The 18,757-nt window shown below is 39.5% G+C and carries 19 protein-coding genes; 7 read left to right on the top strand and 12 right to left on the bottom strand.

Translation table 11 applies throughout. The annotated features are described in order from the left end of the window. Nucleotides 1-11 precede the first annotated feature (11 nt). Both VB733_RS00625 and VB733_RS00630 read right to left on the bottom strand, forming a co-directional pair. Nucleotides 12-908, bottom strand: a complete 897-nt coding sequence (locus VB733_RS00625) for a CPBP family intramembrane glutamic endopeptidase (RefSeq protein ID WP_323338185.1) — start codon at nucleotides 906-908, stop codon at nucleotides 12-14. Between the two features lie 39 nt (nucleotides 909-947). Continuing rightward, complete coding sequence (locus VB733_RS00630) at nucleotides 948-1,730, bottom strand: ABC transporter permease (RefSeq protein ID WP_323338186.1); 783 nt, start codon at nucleotides 1,728-1,730, stop codon at nucleotides 948-950. 359 nt (nucleotides 1,731-2,089) lie between these two features. Here VB733_RS00630 and leuB point away from each other — a divergent pair, with 359 nt between their 5' ends. The 4 genes from leuB (at nucleotide 2,090) to accD (ending at nucleotide 6,390) form a co-directional block, all read left to right on the top strand. Beyond that, complete coding sequence (leuB, locus tag VB733_RS00635; protein ID WP_323338187.1) at nucleotides 2,090-3,178, top strand: 3-isopropylmalate dehydrogenase; 1,089 nt, start codon at nucleotides 2,090-2,092, stop codon at nucleotides 3,176-3,178. A gap of 137 nt (nucleotides 3,179-3,315) precedes the next feature. Further along, the gene (locus tag VB733_RS00640) at nucleotides 3,316-3,576 is read left to right on the top strand and encodes a hypothetical protein (protein ID WP_096610344.1); all 261 of its coding nucleotides are present in this window, start codon (nucleotides 3,316-3,318) and stop codon (nucleotides 3,574-3,576) included. 228 nt (nucleotides 3,577-3,804) lie between these two features. Beyond that, nucleotides 3,805-4,629: an A24 family peptidase gene (locus VB733_RS00645; protein ID WP_323338188.1), complete on the top strand. Its 825-nt coding sequence runs from the start codon at nucleotides 3,805-3,807 to the stop codon at nucleotides 4,627-4,629. A gap of 780 nt (nucleotides 4,630-5,409) precedes the next feature. After that, nucleotides 5,410-6,390 (top strand): acetyl-CoA carboxylase, carboxyltransferase subunit beta, encoded by a 981-nt coding sequence (gene accD, locus VB733_RS00650; protein WP_323338189.1) that lies wholly within the window; start codon nucleotides 5,410-5,412, stop codon nucleotides 6,388-6,390. 81 nt (nucleotides 6,391-6,471) lie between these two features. Here accD and VB733_RS00655 read toward each other — a convergent pair whose 3' ends face one another. The 4 genes from VB733_RS00655 to VB733_RS00670 form a co-directional block, all read right to left on the bottom strand. Beyond that, nucleotides 6,472-7,080: a DUF948 domain-containing protein gene (locus VB733_RS00655; RefSeq protein ID WP_323338190.1), complete on the bottom strand. Its 609-nt coding sequence runs from the start codon at nucleotides 7,078-7,080 to the stop codon at nucleotides 6,472-6,474. Between the two features lie 62 nt (nucleotides 7,081-7,142). Beyond that, a complete protein-coding gene (locus VB733_RS00660; RefSeq protein WP_323338191.1) occupies nucleotides 7,143-7,496 on the bottom strand; it encodes a YtxH domain-containing protein in 354 nt (117 codons plus the stop codon). A gap of 133 nt (nucleotides 7,497-7,629) precedes the next feature. Continuing rightward, nucleotides 7,630-7,941 (bottom strand): hypothetical protein, encoded by a 312-nt coding sequence (locus VB733_RS00665; RefSeq protein ID WP_323338192.1) that lies wholly within the window; start codon nucleotides 7,939-7,941, stop codon nucleotides 7,630-7,632. A gap of 745 nt (nucleotides 7,942-8,686) precedes the next feature. Then, the gene (locus VB733_RS00670; protein WP_323338193.1) at nucleotides 8,687-8,833 is read right to left on the bottom strand and encodes a hypothetical protein; all 147 of its coding nucleotides are present in this window, start codon (nucleotides 8,831-8,833) and stop codon (nucleotides 8,687-8,689) included. Nucleotides 8,834-8,986: 153 nt separating this feature from the next. Here VB733_RS00670 and rpsU point away from each other — a divergent pair, with 153 nt between their 5' ends. Further along, on the top strand, nucleotides 8,987-9,166 hold the full coding sequence (gene rpsU / locus VB733_RS00675) for a 30S ribosomal protein S21 (RefSeq protein ID WP_096610356.1): 180 nt from the start codon (nucleotides 8,987-8,989) through the stop codon (nucleotides 9,164-9,166). Nucleotides 9,167-9,349: 183 nt separating this feature from the next. On the opposite strand, the gene pth is transcribed toward rpsU, so the two are convergent. From pth to psbH, 3 genes are all read right to left on the bottom strand, one after another. Beyond that, nucleotides 9,350-10,000, bottom strand: coding sequence for an aminoacyl-tRNA hydrolase (gene pth / locus VB733_RS00680; RefSeq protein WP_323338194.1), 651 nt, complete (start codon nucleotides 9,998-10,000; stop codon nucleotides 9,350-9,352). 82 nt (nucleotides 10,001-10,082) lie between these two features. Then, nucleotides 10,083-10,331 carry a TatA/E family twin arginine-targeting protein translocase gene (locus VB733_RS00685; protein WP_323338195.1) on the bottom strand — a complete coding sequence of 83 codons (249 nt, stop codon included), beginning with the start codon at nucleotides 10,329-10,331 and terminating at the stop codon, nucleotides 10,083-10,085. A 237-nt stretch (nucleotides 10,332-10,568) separates the two neighbouring features. Then, nucleotides 10,569-10,772: a photosystem II reaction center phosphoprotein PsbH gene (gene psbH / locus VB733_RS00690; protein ID WP_096610362.1), complete on the bottom strand. Its 204-nt coding sequence runs from the start codon at nucleotides 10,770-10,772 to the stop codon at nucleotides 10,569-10,571. A 111-nt stretch (nucleotides 10,773-10,883) separates the two neighbouring features. On the opposite strand from psbH, the gene psbN reads away from it, so the two are divergent. Beyond that, nucleotides 10,884-11,015, top strand: a complete 132-nt coding sequence (gene psbN / locus VB733_RS00695) for a photosystem II reaction center protein PsbN (RefSeq protein WP_096613286.1) — start codon at nucleotides 10,884-10,886, stop codon at nucleotides 11,013-11,015. A 35-nt stretch (nucleotides 11,016-11,050) separates the two neighbouring features. Here the strand turns inward: psbN and VB733_RS00700 are convergent, their stop codons facing one another. Then, on the bottom strand, nucleotides 11,051-14,365 hold the full coding sequence (locus VB733_RS00700) for an alpha-mannosidase (protein ID WP_323338196.1): 3,315 nt from the start codon (nucleotides 14,363-14,365) through the stop codon (nucleotides 11,051-11,053). 179 nt (nucleotides 14,366-14,544) lie between these two features. On the opposite strand from VB733_RS00700, the gene VB733_RS00705 reads away from it, so the two are divergent. After that, a complete protein-coding gene (locus VB733_RS00705) occupies nucleotides 14,545-15,834 on the top strand; it encodes a hypothetical protein (protein WP_323338197.1) in 1,290 nt (429 codons plus the stop codon). A 10-nt stretch (nucleotides 15,835-15,844) separates the two neighbouring features. Here VB733_RS00705 and VB733_RS00710 read toward each other — a convergent pair whose 3' ends face one another. Together VB733_RS00710 and VB733_RS00715 are read right to left on the bottom strand one after the other, a co-directional pair. After that, a complete protein-coding gene (locus VB733_RS00710; RefSeq protein ID WP_323338198.1) occupies nucleotides 15,845-18,616 on the bottom strand; it encodes a zinc-dependent metalloprotease in 2,772 nt (923 codons plus the stop codon). After that, nucleotides 18,567-18,716: a hypothetical protein gene (locus tag VB733_RS00715; protein ID WP_323338199.1), complete on the bottom strand. Its 150-nt coding sequence runs from the start codon at nucleotides 18,714-18,716 to the stop codon at nucleotides 18,567-18,569. The genes VB733_RS00710 and VB733_RS00715 overlap by 50 nt, the downstream gene beginning before the upstream one ends. Nucleotides 18,717-18,757: the final 41 nt, after the last annotated feature.

An 18,757-nucleotide genomic window follows, 5' to 3' on the forward strand; every position in this document is an offset into this window, starting at 1 on the left:
TGAGATGCGAGCTAACTGCGACTTTGTTTTCTACCAAAGAATATGTAGTAAAAAATTGCACTTTGAATCAGAAATATTGACAAATCTAATCCCGGATTACTTGTTTGTTTTACCGTCCAGATTGCTGATGTGGGAATTACTGAATCTTCAGTATTGATAAAAATTAAACTGAGATTATTTGCCGCATGAATTCCTAAAGCAAGTTCCAGGCGGTTATCTTTGAGAGTGAGAAAAGTGGCAAGCGCCCCGAAACTAAAATAGTAGATTGCCATTAATATTGCTCCCCGTTTGACTTCTGGATTTAACAGGTGGGGGAACATGAATAATAAACCAGTAATAACTATTAACAAAAATTTATTTTTAGTAATACAGCTTAAACCCTGGATTAAATAACCACGAAAAAATAATTCCTCACTGGAAGTTTGAATTGGGGTGAGAATTAGTGCCGCAATTAAAAGTGGAAACCACTGAGAGGGGTTAAAAGTAAATCGATAATTTTGGGAATCGGTAATTAATCCGATCGCAATTAAAATGGCTTGTATTAAAAACCAGACTCCAAATCCAGCAAATAAACGTTTCCAGTTAATTTTTGATTCGGCACTCACTAAACTCAGAAATTTACGCTGGTGAAGTAATTTGACTGCGAGAAATATGCCTACAGCGAAAAAGATAAATTGGAGATTAATGGCAATAAATGAATCTACAGAAGCACTCTTGAGAAATCCTTCAAACTGCTGTTCTACATCTGCAAGTGATAAACCACGCAAGTTAAAAATAATTCCAATAAAAATAGCGGTGACAATGCTACCAATAATCAACCAGAAGGAAAAAATTAAAATTATTCCCAACAAGTAGCGCCACCAATTATTTTTACCTTGTTGGGCTATTTCTAAATAACTTTGACTCATATATTTTGATTATTTTATATGGACTCGAAAAACACATCTCTAACTGGAAGCACTGGTGTAAAATCGCAGTGCAAAACGCCAAAACCAGGATGTAAATAAAAACAAGATTACAGCCAGTAAACCTGCACCTACAAACCATATAGTTTGACTTCTACCTAACATTGCTTCGGCTGGAACTGTCGTCAAAAATGCCACGGGAATCACGAAGGTGAAGAAAAATCTAAATGCTGTTGGATAGGCAATCATTGGATATCTACCAGCTTCCAGCAATCCGCGCAATACTTCAGTTACATTATAAATTTTCACAAACCAAATACTCGTAGCACCAAGCATAAACCATAGGCTGTAAAGCACTATTACCCCAAACCCCAAAGGGATCAAGCTAATTAAATAATTATTAATCCCCAATCCGAGTCTGATACCTGCATAGGCAATTGTGACTCCACCAAAGATTAAATCTGGTAATCCCCAGGGGGAAAGGGTATGAACAGATAACCAAAACTGACTTTTGATTGGTTTGAGCAGCACAAAATCCAGGGTACCTTCTTGAACATGGCGCACTATCCGGTTCAAATTTGGGGCTAAAAATGTTGCTGAGAATCCTTGAAGAAGAGTAAAAATACCGACAACTAATAATGCTTCTGTCCATGACCAACCACTGAAGGTATATCCTTTGCGGTAAAATAGGAATAAACCAAATAAACTTCCAGCTAAGTTACCAATACTACTCAGTGTTGCTAGGATAAAATTGACTCTGTACTCCATTTCCGCCGCGATCGCAGCACTCCAGAATAGTCCTAGCACTTTCAAGTATCTTTGCATTTCCTATCCACTAAACTTAATTTTTATTTTTGAACCGGAAAAGTTACAAAATGTAAGATATCTTATGCGTATTCTGTAATTCAATTTAGCTAAACTTTATTTACTTTAGATGTTCAAGCACTAGTAAAAACTCTAAGCTATTTTTTAGGTAATCTGTTGCCAGCAAAACAAGTAGATAAATATCTATTACCAATCATCGGATTAGTTATTATTGTTTCTTTACTACCATCGGTAATCCACATAATTCCAGAAAATCGTGCCAACAAACATTGATTTTTCGTTACCCGCCTCGATAAAATGTGCATCTTCCTAGGTATGATATTTAATTTGTTGGTTTATTAATATCATCATTATCCCCTATGACGCAGCAATTCCGCATTACCCTTCTACCTGGCGATGGCATCGGTCCGGAAATTATGAATGTTGCCGTAGACGTGCTTAAAGTCGTAGGGAAAAAGTTTGATATTGGATTTAATTTTCAAGAAGCCCCTATTGGTGGTGCTGCAATTGATGCTAGTGGCGAACCTTTACCTGCTACAACTCTAGAAATATGTCGCAATAGTGATGCCGTTTTATTGGCAGCTATTGGTGGTTACAAGTGGGATTCCCTCCCCCCTCATCAACGTCCCGAAGGTGGTTTACTCGGACTGCGTGCTGGTTTGGAATTATTTGCGAACTTACGTCCGGCGAAAATTATCCCGGAATTAATCGATGCTTCAACTTTGAAAAAAGAGGTCGTTGCTGGCGTTGATATCATGGTGGTGCGCGAACTCACTGGTGGTATCTACTTCGGTAAGCCCAGGGGCATTTTCACGACGGAAACAGGTGAAAAACGCGGTGTCAACACAATGGCTTATACCGAGTCAGAAATTGAGCGTATTGGTAGAGTCGCTTTTGCCGCAGCCCAAAAACGCACCGGAAAACTTTGTTCTGTAGATAAAGCAAATGTTTTGGATGTGTCGCAACTTTGGAGAAGTCGGATTACCGAACTTGGTAAAGAATATCCAGATGTTGAACTTTCCCACATGTATGTTGATAATGCCGCCATGCAACTAGTTCGTGCCCCTAAACAGTTCGACACGATTGTCACCGGAAACCTATTTGGTGATATCCTTTCCGATGCCGCCGCCATGTTGACAGGTAGTATTGGTATGTTACCATCAGCAAGTTTGGGTGCATCCGCTCCTGGAGTTTATGAACCTGTCCACGGTTCAGCACCAGATATTGCCGGACTTGATCGAGCTAACCCTTTGGCACAGGTATTAAGTGCTGCAATGATGTTACGATACGGCTTAAATCAACCTACTGCCGCAGACCATGTTGAAAAAGCGGTGTCGCTAATATTACAGCGTGGTTTACGCACAGGAGATATCATGTCTCCAGGTATGACTCTTTTGGGGTGTCGCGCTATGGGCGATGCACTAATTCAAACCTTGGAAGAAGAATAAAGGCATCAAAAATTTCTGCTATGGTTTGGCTAGTCTTTTTGTGAAGATGGCGATAGTCACTCCTTATGGGTGTATCGCAGCAAAAAGTGTTTGGATAAACTGAGAAAACATCAACTTAAATACAACAACATTAAACTGTGTACGCTTTAAGACAAGAACCCGAAAACTATACTAACATTCGTTCCCAGCCAGCTTTGATTGACCCTGCCCTCATCAGAGCTGCTGGACAAATTTACCATACCTATTGCGAAGTACATCCTGAAGTTACCGGAAATGCTGCGGGGGTGGCAATTAACCGTTCTAACCATCGCGGTAAAGTAATTTTTATCCACAATCCAGCTTTGTTACCTGAAGAGTGTTTTGTACCTTTAAGTCAAATTGAGTCGTGTATGTATTAAGGAATTAGGCATTGGTACATATTTAATGCTGGTGAGAGTTGAATTCCCAGAAAGTGATTTATTGTTTTTTGGTTATTTAGTGATTTAGTTGTTTTTTGTGTTTACCCAGATACCCACAAAAAGTTACAAGTAACACAATACCAATAACGACTTACAGAATACAAGTGACAAATTGTACATAACAAATTAAAAATGACACAGGACTAAAGACAAATGACTGATTAATCTATGGATATTTTGATGTTAATCCCAGCAAACTTTGTTGTCTTTGCCTTGGGAGCATCTATTGGTAGTTTTATAAATGTAGTCGTGTATCGGGTTCCGGCTGGTTTGTCGGTTCTTTTCCCGCCTTCGCGATGTCCGCACTGTTTGAACCAACTCAAAGCTTATGATAACGTTCCTGTGTTGGGATGGTTGTGGTTAAAAGGGCGTTGTCGTTTTTGTCAAAATCGAATTTCTAGGCGTTACCCTGTGGTTGAATTGGCTGCGGGGTTATTGTTTTTAGTAATTTTTGGGGCTTTTCAATTTTCGTCACTGACATTGGGTTATTGGGTTTTTTGCAGTTGGTTGCTAGCGTTATCTTTAATTGATTTTGACACAATGACTTTGCCCAATCCACTGACAAAATCAGGATTGGTTTTGGGAATTATTTTTCAGACTATTTTCGGTTTGAGCAACTCTAATAATTGGGCTAATAGTTTATTTTTAGCCATATTAGGTGCGGCTGTGGGAATATGGTTATTTGATGCGATCGCATTTACAGCTTCGATTCTCTTTCGCAAGCAAGCAATGGGGGGAGGAGATGCCAAACTAGCTGCAATGATGGGTGCTTGGTTAGGTTGGAAGCATTTACTTTTAGCTAGTTTTATCGCTTGTGTTATCGGTGTAGTGGTTGGAGGTGCTGCAATGCTGCTTACCCAAAAATCTCCCACAGCCCAAACACAATGGGGACAGAAAATGCCATTTGGACCCTTTCTTGCACTTGGTTCAGTAATTACTCTTTTTATTGGCGAAATTCTGATATCTAGTTATTTAAAGTTATTTCCCCAGTAACGAGGATGTTGGGAAGCGATGAGTGCTGCGTACTGAGTGATTAATGATGAATTATTAACTGCACACTTGGCGACACCTCGCAACTGTAAATTTCATTACCCCATTTATTTTTAAGATTTTGATAGTATCATCGTGTAGCTTGGATTATCCTCTTCACAACGAGCGCTTATTGGTAAGCATAGCCAAACTAGTGAATAAACCAGCAACAGGTCTGTATTAGGTTACAAGTCGTGACTTTTTCTAGGAAGCGATAGTTGCCATCACCTGTATGTCTAGTGTCGCTAGTTGTCGGCTAGTGCTAATCAACAACTGATTGTCTGGGGTGGTGTTCGTTGTCTGGGCTTAAATAAAGGTTGTCGAGCCAGCACAATGAAAAAGCTAATTTAATTCAGTATGGACTTAATTTCATTGACAGTATTACAGTTTCCAACAGTAATTATTGATGACAGTGTATGGTGGAGGATTTAAACCTGTAAAATTATATTGATGTATGGACATTAATTACTGGGGATATACCCAAGTGATTATGTATGCTGTTTACCGATTACTGTTGACTAAGCTAACTGTTCAATAATTCCCTTGAAAACACAGAAGATACTTGAATTGGAGCGCACATTTTCGTTAAGCTGGCAACCAAAGAAGAAAAATATGGTCTGAGTTGCTTAAAAGGCTAATTTGAAAAATAGTCATCAGTCAGTGGTCATTTGTCACTAGTCTTAAACACAGGACAAATGGCAAACGATAAATGACAACATACTACCCACTTGCATAAGAAATAAAATGGCAAACAACGAAGAATCACGCGGTTTAAAGTCTCTGTTAGATTGGTTTGCAAATCGACGAAAATCAGGTTCTACAACCCCAGAACGTCAAGAACGTGAAATTGCTGATGGACTGTGGCATAAATGCCCTAAATGTGGCGTATTATCCTATACCAAAGATTTAAAGGCAAATCAAATGGTTTGCAGCGAATGCGGTCATCACAACCGGGTAGATAGTGATGAACGTATCGAGCAACTGATTGATGCAGATACTTGGGTAGCAATCGATGAGCATTTGCGTCCAGCTGATCCCTTGCAATTTCGCGATCGCAAACCCTACATTGACCGTCTGCGGGATATGCAGCAAAAAACCGGTTTGGCTGATGCTGTCAAAACTGGTTTGGGGGAAATCGAAGGCTTACCAGTTGCACTGGGTGTAATGGACTTTCGGTTTATTGGTGCGAGTATGGGTTCGGTTGTGGGGGAAAAGCTCACCCGCTTAATTGAACAGGCTACAGAAAGACGTTATGCTGTGGTCATTATTTGTACTTCGGGTGGCGCAAGGATGCAGGAGGGAATGCTCTCACTCATGCAAATGGCGAAAATATCAGGAGCGCTACAACGTCACCATGATGAACGTTTACTATATATCCCTGTTTTAACTAATCCCACGACAGGGGGTGTTACTGCTAGTTTTGCAATGCTCGGAGATATTATTATTGCAGAACCGAAAGCAATGATTGGTTTTGCTGGTCGGCGCGTGATTGAGCAAACTTTGCGGGAAAAATTACCTGATGATTTCCAAACTGCTGAAGATTTACTCCAGCACGGGTTTGTGGATGAAATTGTACCCAGAACCCACTTGAAGAAGACTTTGGCGAAGTTGATTGCCATGCACCAATTTCCTACATTTGTACCGGCAGTGGTAAACGAACATACTAGTCATCACAACCATAATGTGGTGATGTGGGACACTAGAGCTTTGAGTTCGGTTGATTAAGGTTGATAGAAATAGGGGTATTGGAAGACGGGGAACTAATTCACCCAACATGATTTATTGATTCCTTGTCCCTTTCCCCGATTATGACTCGGATTCTGTCCAATTCTCGCCAACGACAGGCTTGATTGACTTGGGGTGCATATCTCGCTCATCAAATTTCCCTTCATAGCCATTTACCCAAGCAACAGGTTCTTCATATTTATCCCCGTTACGGTACATATCACTAGCTAGACGGCGATTGTCTGGACGGTATTCCCATTCTTCCCGTAAAGGTAGGGGTGTTTTGGAATTTTGAGGGTATTTTTCGTGAGTCCGCTTGGTTGCTTTGGGACGTGTAAAACTTTTCCAAGCAGCTTTCACACCAACAAACAAGCTACGAGTCCCTACTTGAACATTCTGAGCTTGTTTGCGGGCAACATCAAGACTTTGATCAACTTGTTTGACTACCTGTCCCGCACTTTTAACTCCCTCGCTGACATCATCAGTTAAGTCGGTTATTTCCAAACTCGTCAGACGAATCGCATCAAGGGTGGGTGGTAAATCTCGTGCAAGGGTGTCGAATAACTTTTCAGCACTGCGAGCGGCGCGTGCTAATTCCTGCAATGCTGGTATGGCGGCTATTAATACCGCAGCCAAACTCATCGCAACAAAAAGTAGGGATAATCCCAGCCAAAACAGGGGTTCAGTCACGGTGATGCAGTGCTTAAATAATATATTGGTTTACTACTGTATCTACTATTGTATGGGTGTGCTTAGGTGTCAGCTTGTTGAGGAAGGATTTCAGAGTCGGATTCTTCTTCGACTTCCTGGTTTCTGATTGCTTGCCGATCGCGTACACTAGCTTCAATGCCAGCTGCGATCGCTTCTTTTAGTCTATCTAATGTATCATCCCAATTACGCAAAGCTGTTGTCGAAATGCGATCGGCTTGTATTTGCACGCTTGTCGATAAATCTTCCGCTAATTCTGGGAGCGCGTTTGCTGATTTTTTGAGGATTTGGCGAGTTTCGCGTCCTGTACGCGGTGCTACCAATAACCCTGTTAAGGCTCCAATTGTAGCTCCTAGCATTAAACCACCAATAAATCTTCCAGAATTATTGTTAGACATTCTCTTCTCCCTTTTCTTACACCCATTTTATGCGTCTTCAAACACATTGCACGCCTTAAAGGTATATTACTTAATTTAGTCACTCTGACAATCAATCAACGGTGAAAGTTGCCAAATTTGGGCGTTGTTACGCCTATTTCCAAAAATAAAGCCGAAAATAACGCTGCCAAATTTGCGAAATCAGTAACAGTAAGTTCAAAACCTGTCGTAATTGTTGAATTTGCAATTCTAATACTTGATTTCTTAATCGCAGGTTAGAAATGTGGCGTTGTCCTACATAGATGAAATTAGGTGCTTGGGCAAGAACTTTATGGGTACTATGCTCGGCTGCTACTAGAGCGTTTGCAGCTTTTGCCAGCGACAGCCGAATTCGCCATAATCGCCAAGCTACATGTAGCAATATTAGCGAAAGCAAAATATTGATAATAATAACTGACTCTACCATTGCTTGTTTTCTACCTAGTCAAGTGCCTTACATGAACTTTACATTTCGTTGCCGCAGGTATCCAAAAATATACGGATAAAGATTTATAAAAATTAGAAAATATTCTTTGGAAGCTTTACATATAACTAAGTGTATCTAGCATATCTCGATTACAATTTTTATGCAATTTAGATAATTCGTCTAAAAATATACTTTTTCATCCCCTAATATCCAGGAATATTAAGATTATTTGATTATATTTTTTTGGTAAAGTAGAAGTATAAATACTTGCATCACCAAAAATGAAATGTAAGTATTAAGTCGTTTCATATATTTTATTGGCGATGGAATGCATCATGATTGCTGTAATCAATAGTTGAAATTCTCAGTTCGATAAATAAGACTTAACCCGATTGTTAGATGCATAAACAGGAGACACTACAATCTTTATAAAGTTAAAAGTTTGTTGTCTGGGACAAATATACTGAGCAACTAATATAGCTAGTAAATATAATCACCTGCGGATTTTACTGATAATTAGTTAAGTTGCCAATCCTAAAATTAACTAAAAGCGATCGCACCCAAAATCGAGTGATTGCTGCTACCGACTTGTGTGTTTATCTTGATAAATGATGATAGCTCTATCTCCTCAATCTTAAAGTTGTCAAAATGCGATCAGGATTACAATTTTCCCTCAGCTGACTAGCGAGCTTTCTGTAAAGAAGTTCGCTTTTTTCTTGCTGTATACATATTATCTATTCTCAAGTTATATTGTTTCTCCAAAATCTGGCAACACATCAAATAAATCTCCGTGTCCCTCCCTCCATCTGTGGGTTCTCGCGTCAGCATCTGTTACTTTATTTTGGAGAATTGTTTCTTTACCACCATAGAAGCAGTGTATATGGTGAGGCATTTAATCAACTTTACTCCTTCTTCGCCCCTACACCTCCTTCTAAGCCTCTTTATCTGCTTTGCCTACTCCCCCCTTATGATTAAACTGACTGCTTCCTATTCCCCATTCAACCCTCCACTATTACAATTAAAGATGTTGAAATGAGGAAAAAGAATGACCCAAGTGCTTTTAGGGGAAAACGAAGGCATAGATTCAGCTATACGTCGATTCAAACGTCAGGTTTCTAAGGCAGGAATCTTAGCAGACGTTAAGTATCACCGACATTTTGAGACACCCTTAGAAAAAAAGAAGCGTAAAGCCGTGGCTGCTCGACGCAAACGGCGGTTTAAATAATTTAAATTTGGTTTCTAGGGCTAGCATTTTGCCTCGCTCATGAACCATAGGATTAATATTGAACTAAATATAAATTTGTAATTCGTAATCTGCAATTTCAATCATGTGGAATCGCTGAATTACGAATTACCAAACTCCGCCAGAGCAAGAAGGTGGGTGAAGCAGAACAATTATTACAAATATTTAATCTAAATTTGTCTGGTCAGCAACAGTAATAGTTTTGCTGTTACATTTGTTCATAGCTTTTTCAACACCTTGTTTGATGGACATTTCCACACATTCCACCACAAAGTCCAGCACATCATTCATTAATTGAGTTTCTGATGGATTAAACTTACCTAATACATGGGAGATAGTTTCTATATCTTCGACTTTGTCATTTTTTGGTCTACCAATACCGATACGTAATCTGGGAAAATTGTTAGTATTCAGATGTGCGATCGCACTTTTCATGCCATTATGTCCTCCAGCAGAACCCGATAATCGCAATCTTGTTTTCCCCAAGGGTAAATCCATGTCATCATAGATAATCAATACTGACTCTGGGGCTAGTTTATACCAGTTTATGACTGATTGAATGGATTGTCCGGAGAGGTTCATGTAGGTGAGAGGCTTGAGGAGACGGACTTTTTCGCCTTTGGGGATTATTCCTTCCCCGTATTCTCCCTGAAATTTGCGATTTTCTGAAACAGGGATTTTCCAGGTACGAGATAGTGCATCTACAGCCGCAAAACCAATATTATGGCGCGTGCGATCGTATTTTGGTTCTGGATTTCCCAATCCAACTATTACCTGGGGTATTACCAGAGTTTTTTTAGTAGCAGTTTCCGTCATTTATCTCAACTAATCGACATTTATATTTCATCCCTAGGTTGCCCTTTCTCCTGGCTGTGACAACAACTTCAAGGCATATTCCCTAGGCTTCTTCCTTCTGTGTGGCTTCGATTCGCTTCGGTTCAATTTCCGCAGTGGTTTTGACAGCTTCTTGTATTTGTGTAGCTTCTTTTTGAAACTCGTCTTGGAACTCGCGGGAAGCATCTTGGAAACCGCGAATCGCTTTACCCATACTTCTACCTATCTCTGGTAATTTTTTGGGACCAAATACTAATAGTGCTACCACCATAATTAAAGCCATTTCTGGCAAACCGATACCAAAAACATTCATAGCTTTCTCCCATAGATATATAAATTTTAATATAGAAACCTGTTTCTCTCTTCGACGATAACTTGAGGAAACAGATTGTGATTCTGGTTGGGATTTGGTGGCAGAAACCGATTTTTTTCAGTTTGTTGTCAATGGCTATCCCGAATCAATGAGCAATCACTGAGCAAAAATTAAAAAACCCGGTGATGCCGGGTTCAAGTGAGCTTGTGTTCCAAGCATTTATGCAGTGTCTTTTAATTAGCTGCCTAAACTGCGCCAATCAACTAGTACGTCTTCAATCACAATTGTCTTGTTATAGACTTGCAGAATAATCAGCAAGAAAACGAAAAACAGCCCCATAAAAACCGCCATGAGAGGGGTTGTACCCCAGCCAGGAGCCACTTTACCATATTCAGAATTTAAAGGTCTGAGAATATCTCCCAACCGCGTCCGTTGTGCCATAGTTCACCTAAGATTGATTGCCGAACCAATTTTAATTTTCTGTAATATTCTATAAGAATAGCACTCATAAACCATCAGTTAAATATGGAACTCGCAACATCTCTTAGCAATCTGGAACCAGCAACGGTGATGATTCTATCCGTAAGCGTTATAGTCGTTGCCGTTACGGCTATGTCTATCTACTTGTCGTTTGGTCCTCCTTCCAAACAACTTGCAGACCCTTTTGACGATCATGAAGATTAAATCGGTTGAGAAATAAATAATCAAGCAATAGTTATTTATTCTCTATACCCAATAACCTTAAAGCTGGTGATTTTCCAAGGGTGAATTGTAACGATATTTTGCGGAGATGAGAAATCGCTGTTAGATAAAGGACGTTCGAGTAAATCAACAGGTATTGCTAAGGTGCAGCCGAAATCACTGCTAAAATGCATTTCGGCTGATTTGCCATGGCATTCGTAACATCGTATGACTATTGTTTCTGGGTCGTCTTCGGCTGGTTTTAATGCCATTAATACGAGATTTTCGGCAGATAAGTTCAGGAAACTCACGCCATCTTGAATACTGTTGGGTTTGGGAACATTTGGTAAAGATGGGTCTGCGATCGCATTTTGTGGGAAATTATCAATATTGTCACCAACAACCACATGTAGGGGCAAATTTAATTCATATCCTTGTCTAACTGTTTGTGCTGCTTCCCAACTACCCGCATGGGGATATACAGCATAAGTAAATTCATGAATACCTTTATCGGCTTCGGAATCGGGCCATTCTGGACTACGTAGCAATGTTAAGCGTAGTTGATTTGGTGTGGCATCATAACCGTATTTACAGTCATTGAGTAAACTCACTCCGTATTGGCAGGGAGAAGGAAGACATGGGGATGGGGAGAGACGCAAAGAAATTTCTTCTTGGCAAACTTCTGTTAAATCAGCCCATCTCAAAGCTGACACTTCCCATTTGGCTTTTTCTACTGGGGTTTGGGGTTTGGTGGGGCGACGAATGGCTCCGCAGGGAATTTCGTAGGTGGCAAAGTCGGATGTAATTGTCAGGGGGAAGGCAGCTTTCACCATGACATGACGTTCTTGCCAATCCACTTGTGTGACGATTTTGAGGATGGGGGAACCTGTTTCCAAGATATAGTCTTGGCGAAATTGCGATCGCCCGATTTGGCGCACTACCCGCAAACTGATTTGAATTTCGCCTTGCTCGATGAATTCGATTGATTTTAGTTCTGAGGCAGGTAGGGGATGTTGTGGGTAATTTGGGTCTATATTCCAGGCATCCCAATATTGACCACTATCTTGAAATGCTTGTAATTGATTTCCGGCTCCATTGAGGATTTCTCGATGATTTATACGGTCAAAAATACTAGTTAAATCTCCTGTTTGCTTGTCTACAATCACCCGCAAAAATTCGTTCTCTAAGGTCATCTTTTCGGGAATAAATATTAATTTATTTTTTGAGCGCAAAATGCTAGTGTTAAATTGGGCTACCCTATTGGAGTTTTTACATTTTTCTGGCAATAGCCAAAATATTTTATACCCAATCGCTGGAATATTCTCCGCTAAGAATAGGAGTTTCGACGTTTTACTGAGTTGGTGATGTAATTGTTTACCATCCGTAGAAAAAATGCCAGGGTCAGTTACGTTGCTAGATAAATGGAGAGTTACAACTTGAGAGCGTTGCCAGTTGAGGGAATTAAAGACAAAAACTGGGATTGCACCGGGGTAAGGTGGCTCTGGTAAAGGGCTTTGGAAAGCGATCGCTTGGAAAGCATCTTGTAAAATTTTCCTTCCTGTAGTTTCTACTTCTTGCCATTCCGGTAAGGCATCAGTATACACTTCTGTAATTGAGGAACCAGGCAAGATATCATGAAATTGATTGAATAAGAGCTTTTTCCAAGCAGTTTCCAGCTTTTGGTGAGGATATTCTAAGCCACAGGCAAATTTTGCCCAAGTTGCGAATAGTTCCGCCTCGTATAATAGATTTTCGCAATGACGATTAAAGCGCTTTTGTTCGCCGTGGGTAGTGAAGCAGCCACGATGGAATTCGAGATAGAGTTCGTCATTCCAAGTTGGGAAAGCAGAGGGGTTAGTTTCTATGTCTAGTTTCCCTTCCCCTAGTTCCTGAAGATGACGTAAATAATTTTCGGCGGTAGTAAATTCTAAATCTGGGAAAAACTGAGACTGTTGCCAGCGTTGAGTCACTTCCAGCATATCACGGGTAGGACCACCGCCATGATCACCAACACCAGGAAGCCAAAGTGTATCGCCAATACCTGTTTGAGTTTGCCACTCACAAGCATATGCTGCCATCTTGATGGGGTCAATACCTTCACCAATGATTCCAGACATATAACTAAATACTTGACTACCATCAGGAGATTGCCACCAGAAAGCACCCAGAGGAAATTTATTTGTGTCGTTCCAGCGTAATTTTTGGGTGACAAAGTATTCTATTCCCGCTTGCTGCATAAATTGGGGTAAAGTCCAGCAGAAACCAAAGGTATCGGGAACCCAAACAATCGGTGAAATCCTGCCGAATTTTTCTTGGGTATAACGTTGTCCGTAAAGTAATTGTCGGGCGATGGATTCACCGGAAATCAAATTTAAATCGGGTTCTATCCAGAAACCGCCGAGGACTTCCCATTTCCCTGTTTGAACTTGGGCTTGAATTTTGGCAAATAAATCGGGACGGTTTTTTTCTACCCATGCATATAAAGCTGGGGTGGAATGGCAAAAAATCAATTCTGGGAATTCTGCTTGTAAGTTTAAAACAGATGTAAAAGTATTTTGGGCAGCCCGCCAAGTTTCCTCCACCCGCCATAACCAAGCCATATCCAGGTGTGCATGTCCTAGGAGGAAGATTTTGGATGGGAAAATGTTGGATGTAAACTCCTTCAAGTTTTCACGGAGTCCGAAGAGGATTTTGGGGAATTGTTCACAATCAATCTTGCTTTTATCACCCAGGTAATAGTTAACCTCAGCCAGTGCAGCTTGGAGAAGACACAACCTTTCAGCATCAAAATTAGTTAAATACTGCTGAATAACAGCAACTTCATCGGCGATGAATCCAGTATCAAGGGCATCATAATTGATATTTTCGTATAAAAGACGCGATCGCATCAATGCTCCCTGATCATGTCCTGGAGTGACTAACCGGATTGCCACGGTAAAGCAATTGCCGGGAGTTACTTGGGAACTTAATAATACTCGTGGGGAGAAATCGAATAAATCGCCTGCACAAACCAACTTACCATCAACATAAACCTCTGCTGCATCTGCCCACCATACCAAAGCCAAGCGCAATGATAAATCTTGTAGTGGATAACAGGAATGCAAGCTGTGAGGTACTACAATAGTTTGTGCGAGCCACAAGGTTTTTCGCCCCTTATCTCTAGCGATATGTCCTTTTTCATTAATCAGAGCGCATTTCCAAGCTGATATATCGGCAGCAAAAACTTCGTCGGGGGTAAAATCAACTTCCGAGTATCGCCAAGAATGTTGGACATCGACTTGGGATAATGCCCGTAATTGCTCAATTACGGCGTTAATCTTTTGAATATCGGCTGTGGATACAGAAGATGTCATATTTCAGTTAATATATTTTCGTGATTAGGCAATGAAATCACAGACCAAATTAGCTGCGATCGATAACTAAATTAATTAATAACTATTGAATTTAATACATAAATATACCAAACTGATAAATTTAATTTAAGTTTATTGAAGTTGAATTAATCTAAATACTTCTCTTCCCCTAAAAAATTATGCCGTTTGCTTCTGGACGTTATCAAAGCCGATTATTTAACTTTTTTCATCGTCGGACTCAAAAATTGAGCGATCGCGTTGGACGTACTTGGCGACAAGTCAAAGTGACAACAGGTTGGTCTTTACAAGCTTTTATTTATCCGGTTTTAATGCTGATTCAAAATGCTGTGGATTCTGCCGATAAGCAACTTCAATCTGGTGAACCAAAAAAACAATCGTTTTTGCATAGTCATGTAGATAATGAAGACAATAACCTCAAACAGGATACACCAGAAAATCTACAATCCTTAACGGAAATAGAGCATTTATTACAAAAAATGACAGGTGGAAATCAGAGTAGCTTACCACAAAGTACAGATAATATTAATAAAAGTGACGAGCATGAAAATCAACTGATTTCCTTAGAATTAATTGATGCAACAATTGCCAAGTTGGAATCCAATACTTTAGTGCCAGTATCTCGCGCTGCTTTAGTAGTCAAGGATGAGGGTGTTAAATTACTCCAAGTTATTCAAGATAAGTTGCAGATATTTGTTTATGGTAGTGAAATTACTCCAAATCTTGATTCTCCACATGAGAGTAATCATTTAGAGAATCAAAATCTGAATATACCAGGTTTGAGAATTAAGAACTTAATTAGACAAGCAATAAATTACTTTTTTAGTTTTTCAAATCATCAAATTAGTGATTCGACTGAATTAGATAGTAATTTTAACAATCAATTATTTAGTCGGCAAACAACAGTAAAGAGTTTTCCTCGAAGTCGGGCATTCAGAATTTTACCTGGTAGTCAGCATCAAGACCTAATTCCAGAAAATAATTGTCATGATCCTTGGCTAACGTTTGATGATTTATTTGGTGATGATGTCACTTTTCTCGATGATGAAGAACAAGGAGATAGTCAAACCGAAAATCCACGTTTACCAGGGAAGTTGAGAACACCAAAACTCTTAAAACAATATCAGCAAGGTGGAAATTTAGCTACTATAAAAAAATCAAGTCAAACTCTATCTCAACCGCAAAATATCTCTCCTAATTCTCAGAAAATAGCTGTTAGCCAAACTAACGTTTCGAGAATTTCTCCAATTCCTAGTTGGGATAGTCAAAATGAGCAACAAGAAATACCAATTAACAAGCAGATTGATGTCATTGAAGTTCAAGTAAATACGGTGACTTATGACAAGCACCCATTAGAAGTCATTTTAGAATGGTTAGATAGTTTACTATTGTGGTTAGAGGAAAAATTTGTGCAGATTTTTCAATTTGTCCAACAGCAATTCATGAAGTAAAGTAACTAATCTAATCGGTTTTTAATTCAGCATTGAGTATTTTATGAATACGGGAATTGCTTTCTTCTAAATGTGCAAGGGTATATAAATCAAGATTTTTCGACTTTCGCAAAGTTCGACTAATTGCTTTTTTGAGTTGACGCAGTTCATACCAGGCAATTGTCCGCCCATCTTCAGGAACTTCAACTTTTCGCAACACCATTTCCAGTAAAATATGTAAATGCTCGCGTTGAATTGCCCGGCGAATACTGGAAATAGACATTGATTTTTCCTGATTCGCAATCAGCACTTCACTCCAAATGCCATTTTGTAAAGTTTCAAAAAGTTCCGGAATTGTGAGTGCATTATTATGTGTGGTTTTGAGTTCAATATCCAACAAGCGATGTAAACGTTCCCCTGCAAAAAGCGATCGCAATATTGCGCTTTGGAGTTCAAAAATTCGCTCATGTATGGGATAATCGAGTCGGGCAGTAGGTATATAATTACCCCAGTGTTGCCATCGTGATGGTGCTAACTGATTGAGTAATTGTGGTGAAAAATTAAATGCATTCTCCGCAAACACATAATCAATTAACCTAGACAATGCCATTTCTTGTTCTAACTTAGGAACTGGAACAAAACTATACTGGATATTTTTCTGGGTCGTATTTTCACTAGTATGATTACGTGTAAAAGATTGCCCACCAATATATTTTACAAGTAGAAATGCATTGCGATCGTAATATCTAAAAATTCTCTGAAATAGGACACGCAAATTGCTGTAACTATCACCCTGCAAAGGATAGTTTTTATCTAACTTATCCCACATTAACCGGGCATTATCTAACTGCCATTGTGAATAAAGTAAGACATTGCTACTCATATCCCAAACATTAGCTAATGGATTAATATCCCGGATATCTTCATCCGTCGCATAGGATAATTCTGGTTCCGGAGATGCAGTGGCAATTTGTGCTAAAAAATTCTTTTCTTCAGCCGGGTTGATGGGGTTAGATGTCAGGTTATGCTTATATCCGTAAGTAATTGCCCACTCGTCATAAGGACCAATAATTGTGGGAAAATAGTCACCTTGTGGTACTCCCTGGGGGGCAATATTGACGGGTAAATAATCCATAATCGAACCTACCAATCCTTTTGTATGGGTAATCTCCGGATTATTTAACTCTTGTGGTGCTAACATGGTGCTACCATGAAAATTATGGCGCAAACCTAAAGTATGTCCAACTTCGTGAGCGACAAGATAGCGTAAATATTCGTGGATATATTTATGGAGAGAACTCTGCACAGCATCATGCTTTTCCTGGGGACTTGTGTTCATATCCGGTAATAGTGATGAAGCCAATACTCCCATCGAAGCTTGAAAAGATAAATCAGCACCATAACAAGAGTCATTACGGGAAGAATTATTGGTTTTTAAAAACTTTTCTCCCCTATCTTCTCCACAATTATATTTTTGATTCTTGAAATAATCCTCCATCAAACTAACAGAATCAACCCCTACTAAAGCACGATATTCAGATTCAACTGCCCGCACCATACCAGCATCAATAATAATATCAGCATCTAATATTTCCCCTGTAAGCGGATTAACTCTTGTTGGTCCCCGTGCAAATCCTGCATCCAAAGAATTAAACCAGCGAATTGTATTATAGCGAATATCTGCGGGATGCCAATCAGCATTATCCGGCATTTGTCGAACTGCGATCGCATTTTCAAATCCAGCTTGAGTAAATGCTTGATTCCACATCAAAACCCCTTCTTTAATCGCATCACGATATTCTAAAGGAACGGCGTTTTCAATCCAAAAAATAATCTGTTTTTTTGGTGGAGATATCGCTAATAGTGGATTGACTGGTTCCAGATGCCAGCGATTAATATAGCGGACAAAAATATCATCTTTGTTCTGACTCGAAAAGTCCTGAAATGCAGTAATAAAATATCCAACTCTATCATCTGCAAGTCGGGGAATATAACCATTATTTTCTGGTAATTGGGAAAAACTATAATGTACTGATAAAGTGACAGAACGACTATCAGGTAAAGTCTCTAAATATGTTGCCCCTTCTAGAGCCGAAAAACCATAATTCGAGTCAATTTCAATATTTAAGGGAAAGCTCTGAATCTGACTCAAATAAGACTTACTGGGGTCTAACTGATAATCAGCATGAAGTGAATGTTTTAACAGTGAATTTAACCCCGGAAAATCCTGCATTAACAATTCATCTAAACTAACCAAAAGACTTTTATTACGAGGTTCAATCCCAATAATATCGAGAGAAAATAATACAGAATCGCTAAAGGAACGCTTGAGAGAAATAACTTCTGGAGCATTCTTATCCGTACGGAATTTAACATTTTTAACAACAAATTGTAAGCGATTTTGGACAAGCTGAAAGTAAAATAAAAAATCCTGTAAAGGAAGTCCGCTATAAATTCCACTTTCACCAATTCCCGATTCTAAAGTCGCAGTTGCCAGATAATTTTTGTTGAGTTGTTCCGGCTGAATTTCCAGCAGCACCCCTCCCCTCTCTTCATCTTGATAAAGAGTAAATAATCCCTCTAACTTCTGACTATCTTGAATTAAATCTCGATATCGGCGTAAATCTTCCTTAACCTCAATAAACTTTGTATCCGCACTCGCCATACTCTCAATAACAGGCATTACCTCAAGTTGCGGTATCTCCAATTGACTGGCAAATGCACCATTCATACCCCCAAAAATAAATAAACAGTTATACAGCAACAACCCACAGGTTGCTACCAACGCTCGCCAATCTTTCATTATTCAGCCACTCACGCATAAAGCGATCGCACATATCTGCATCGCTTAAATAATAAATATAAATAGAATAGCGGTTATTCGTTAATTGAATATACAGCAATGTTACAAAATTGCAATTAAAATTTCTCCGCGTCCCCGCGT

It is taken from the genome of Calothrix sp. UHCC 0171 (assembly GCF_034931845.1).
Taxonomy (GTDB): Bacteria; Cyanobacteriota; Cyanobacteriia; order Cyanobacteriales; family Nostocaceae; genus Brunnivagina.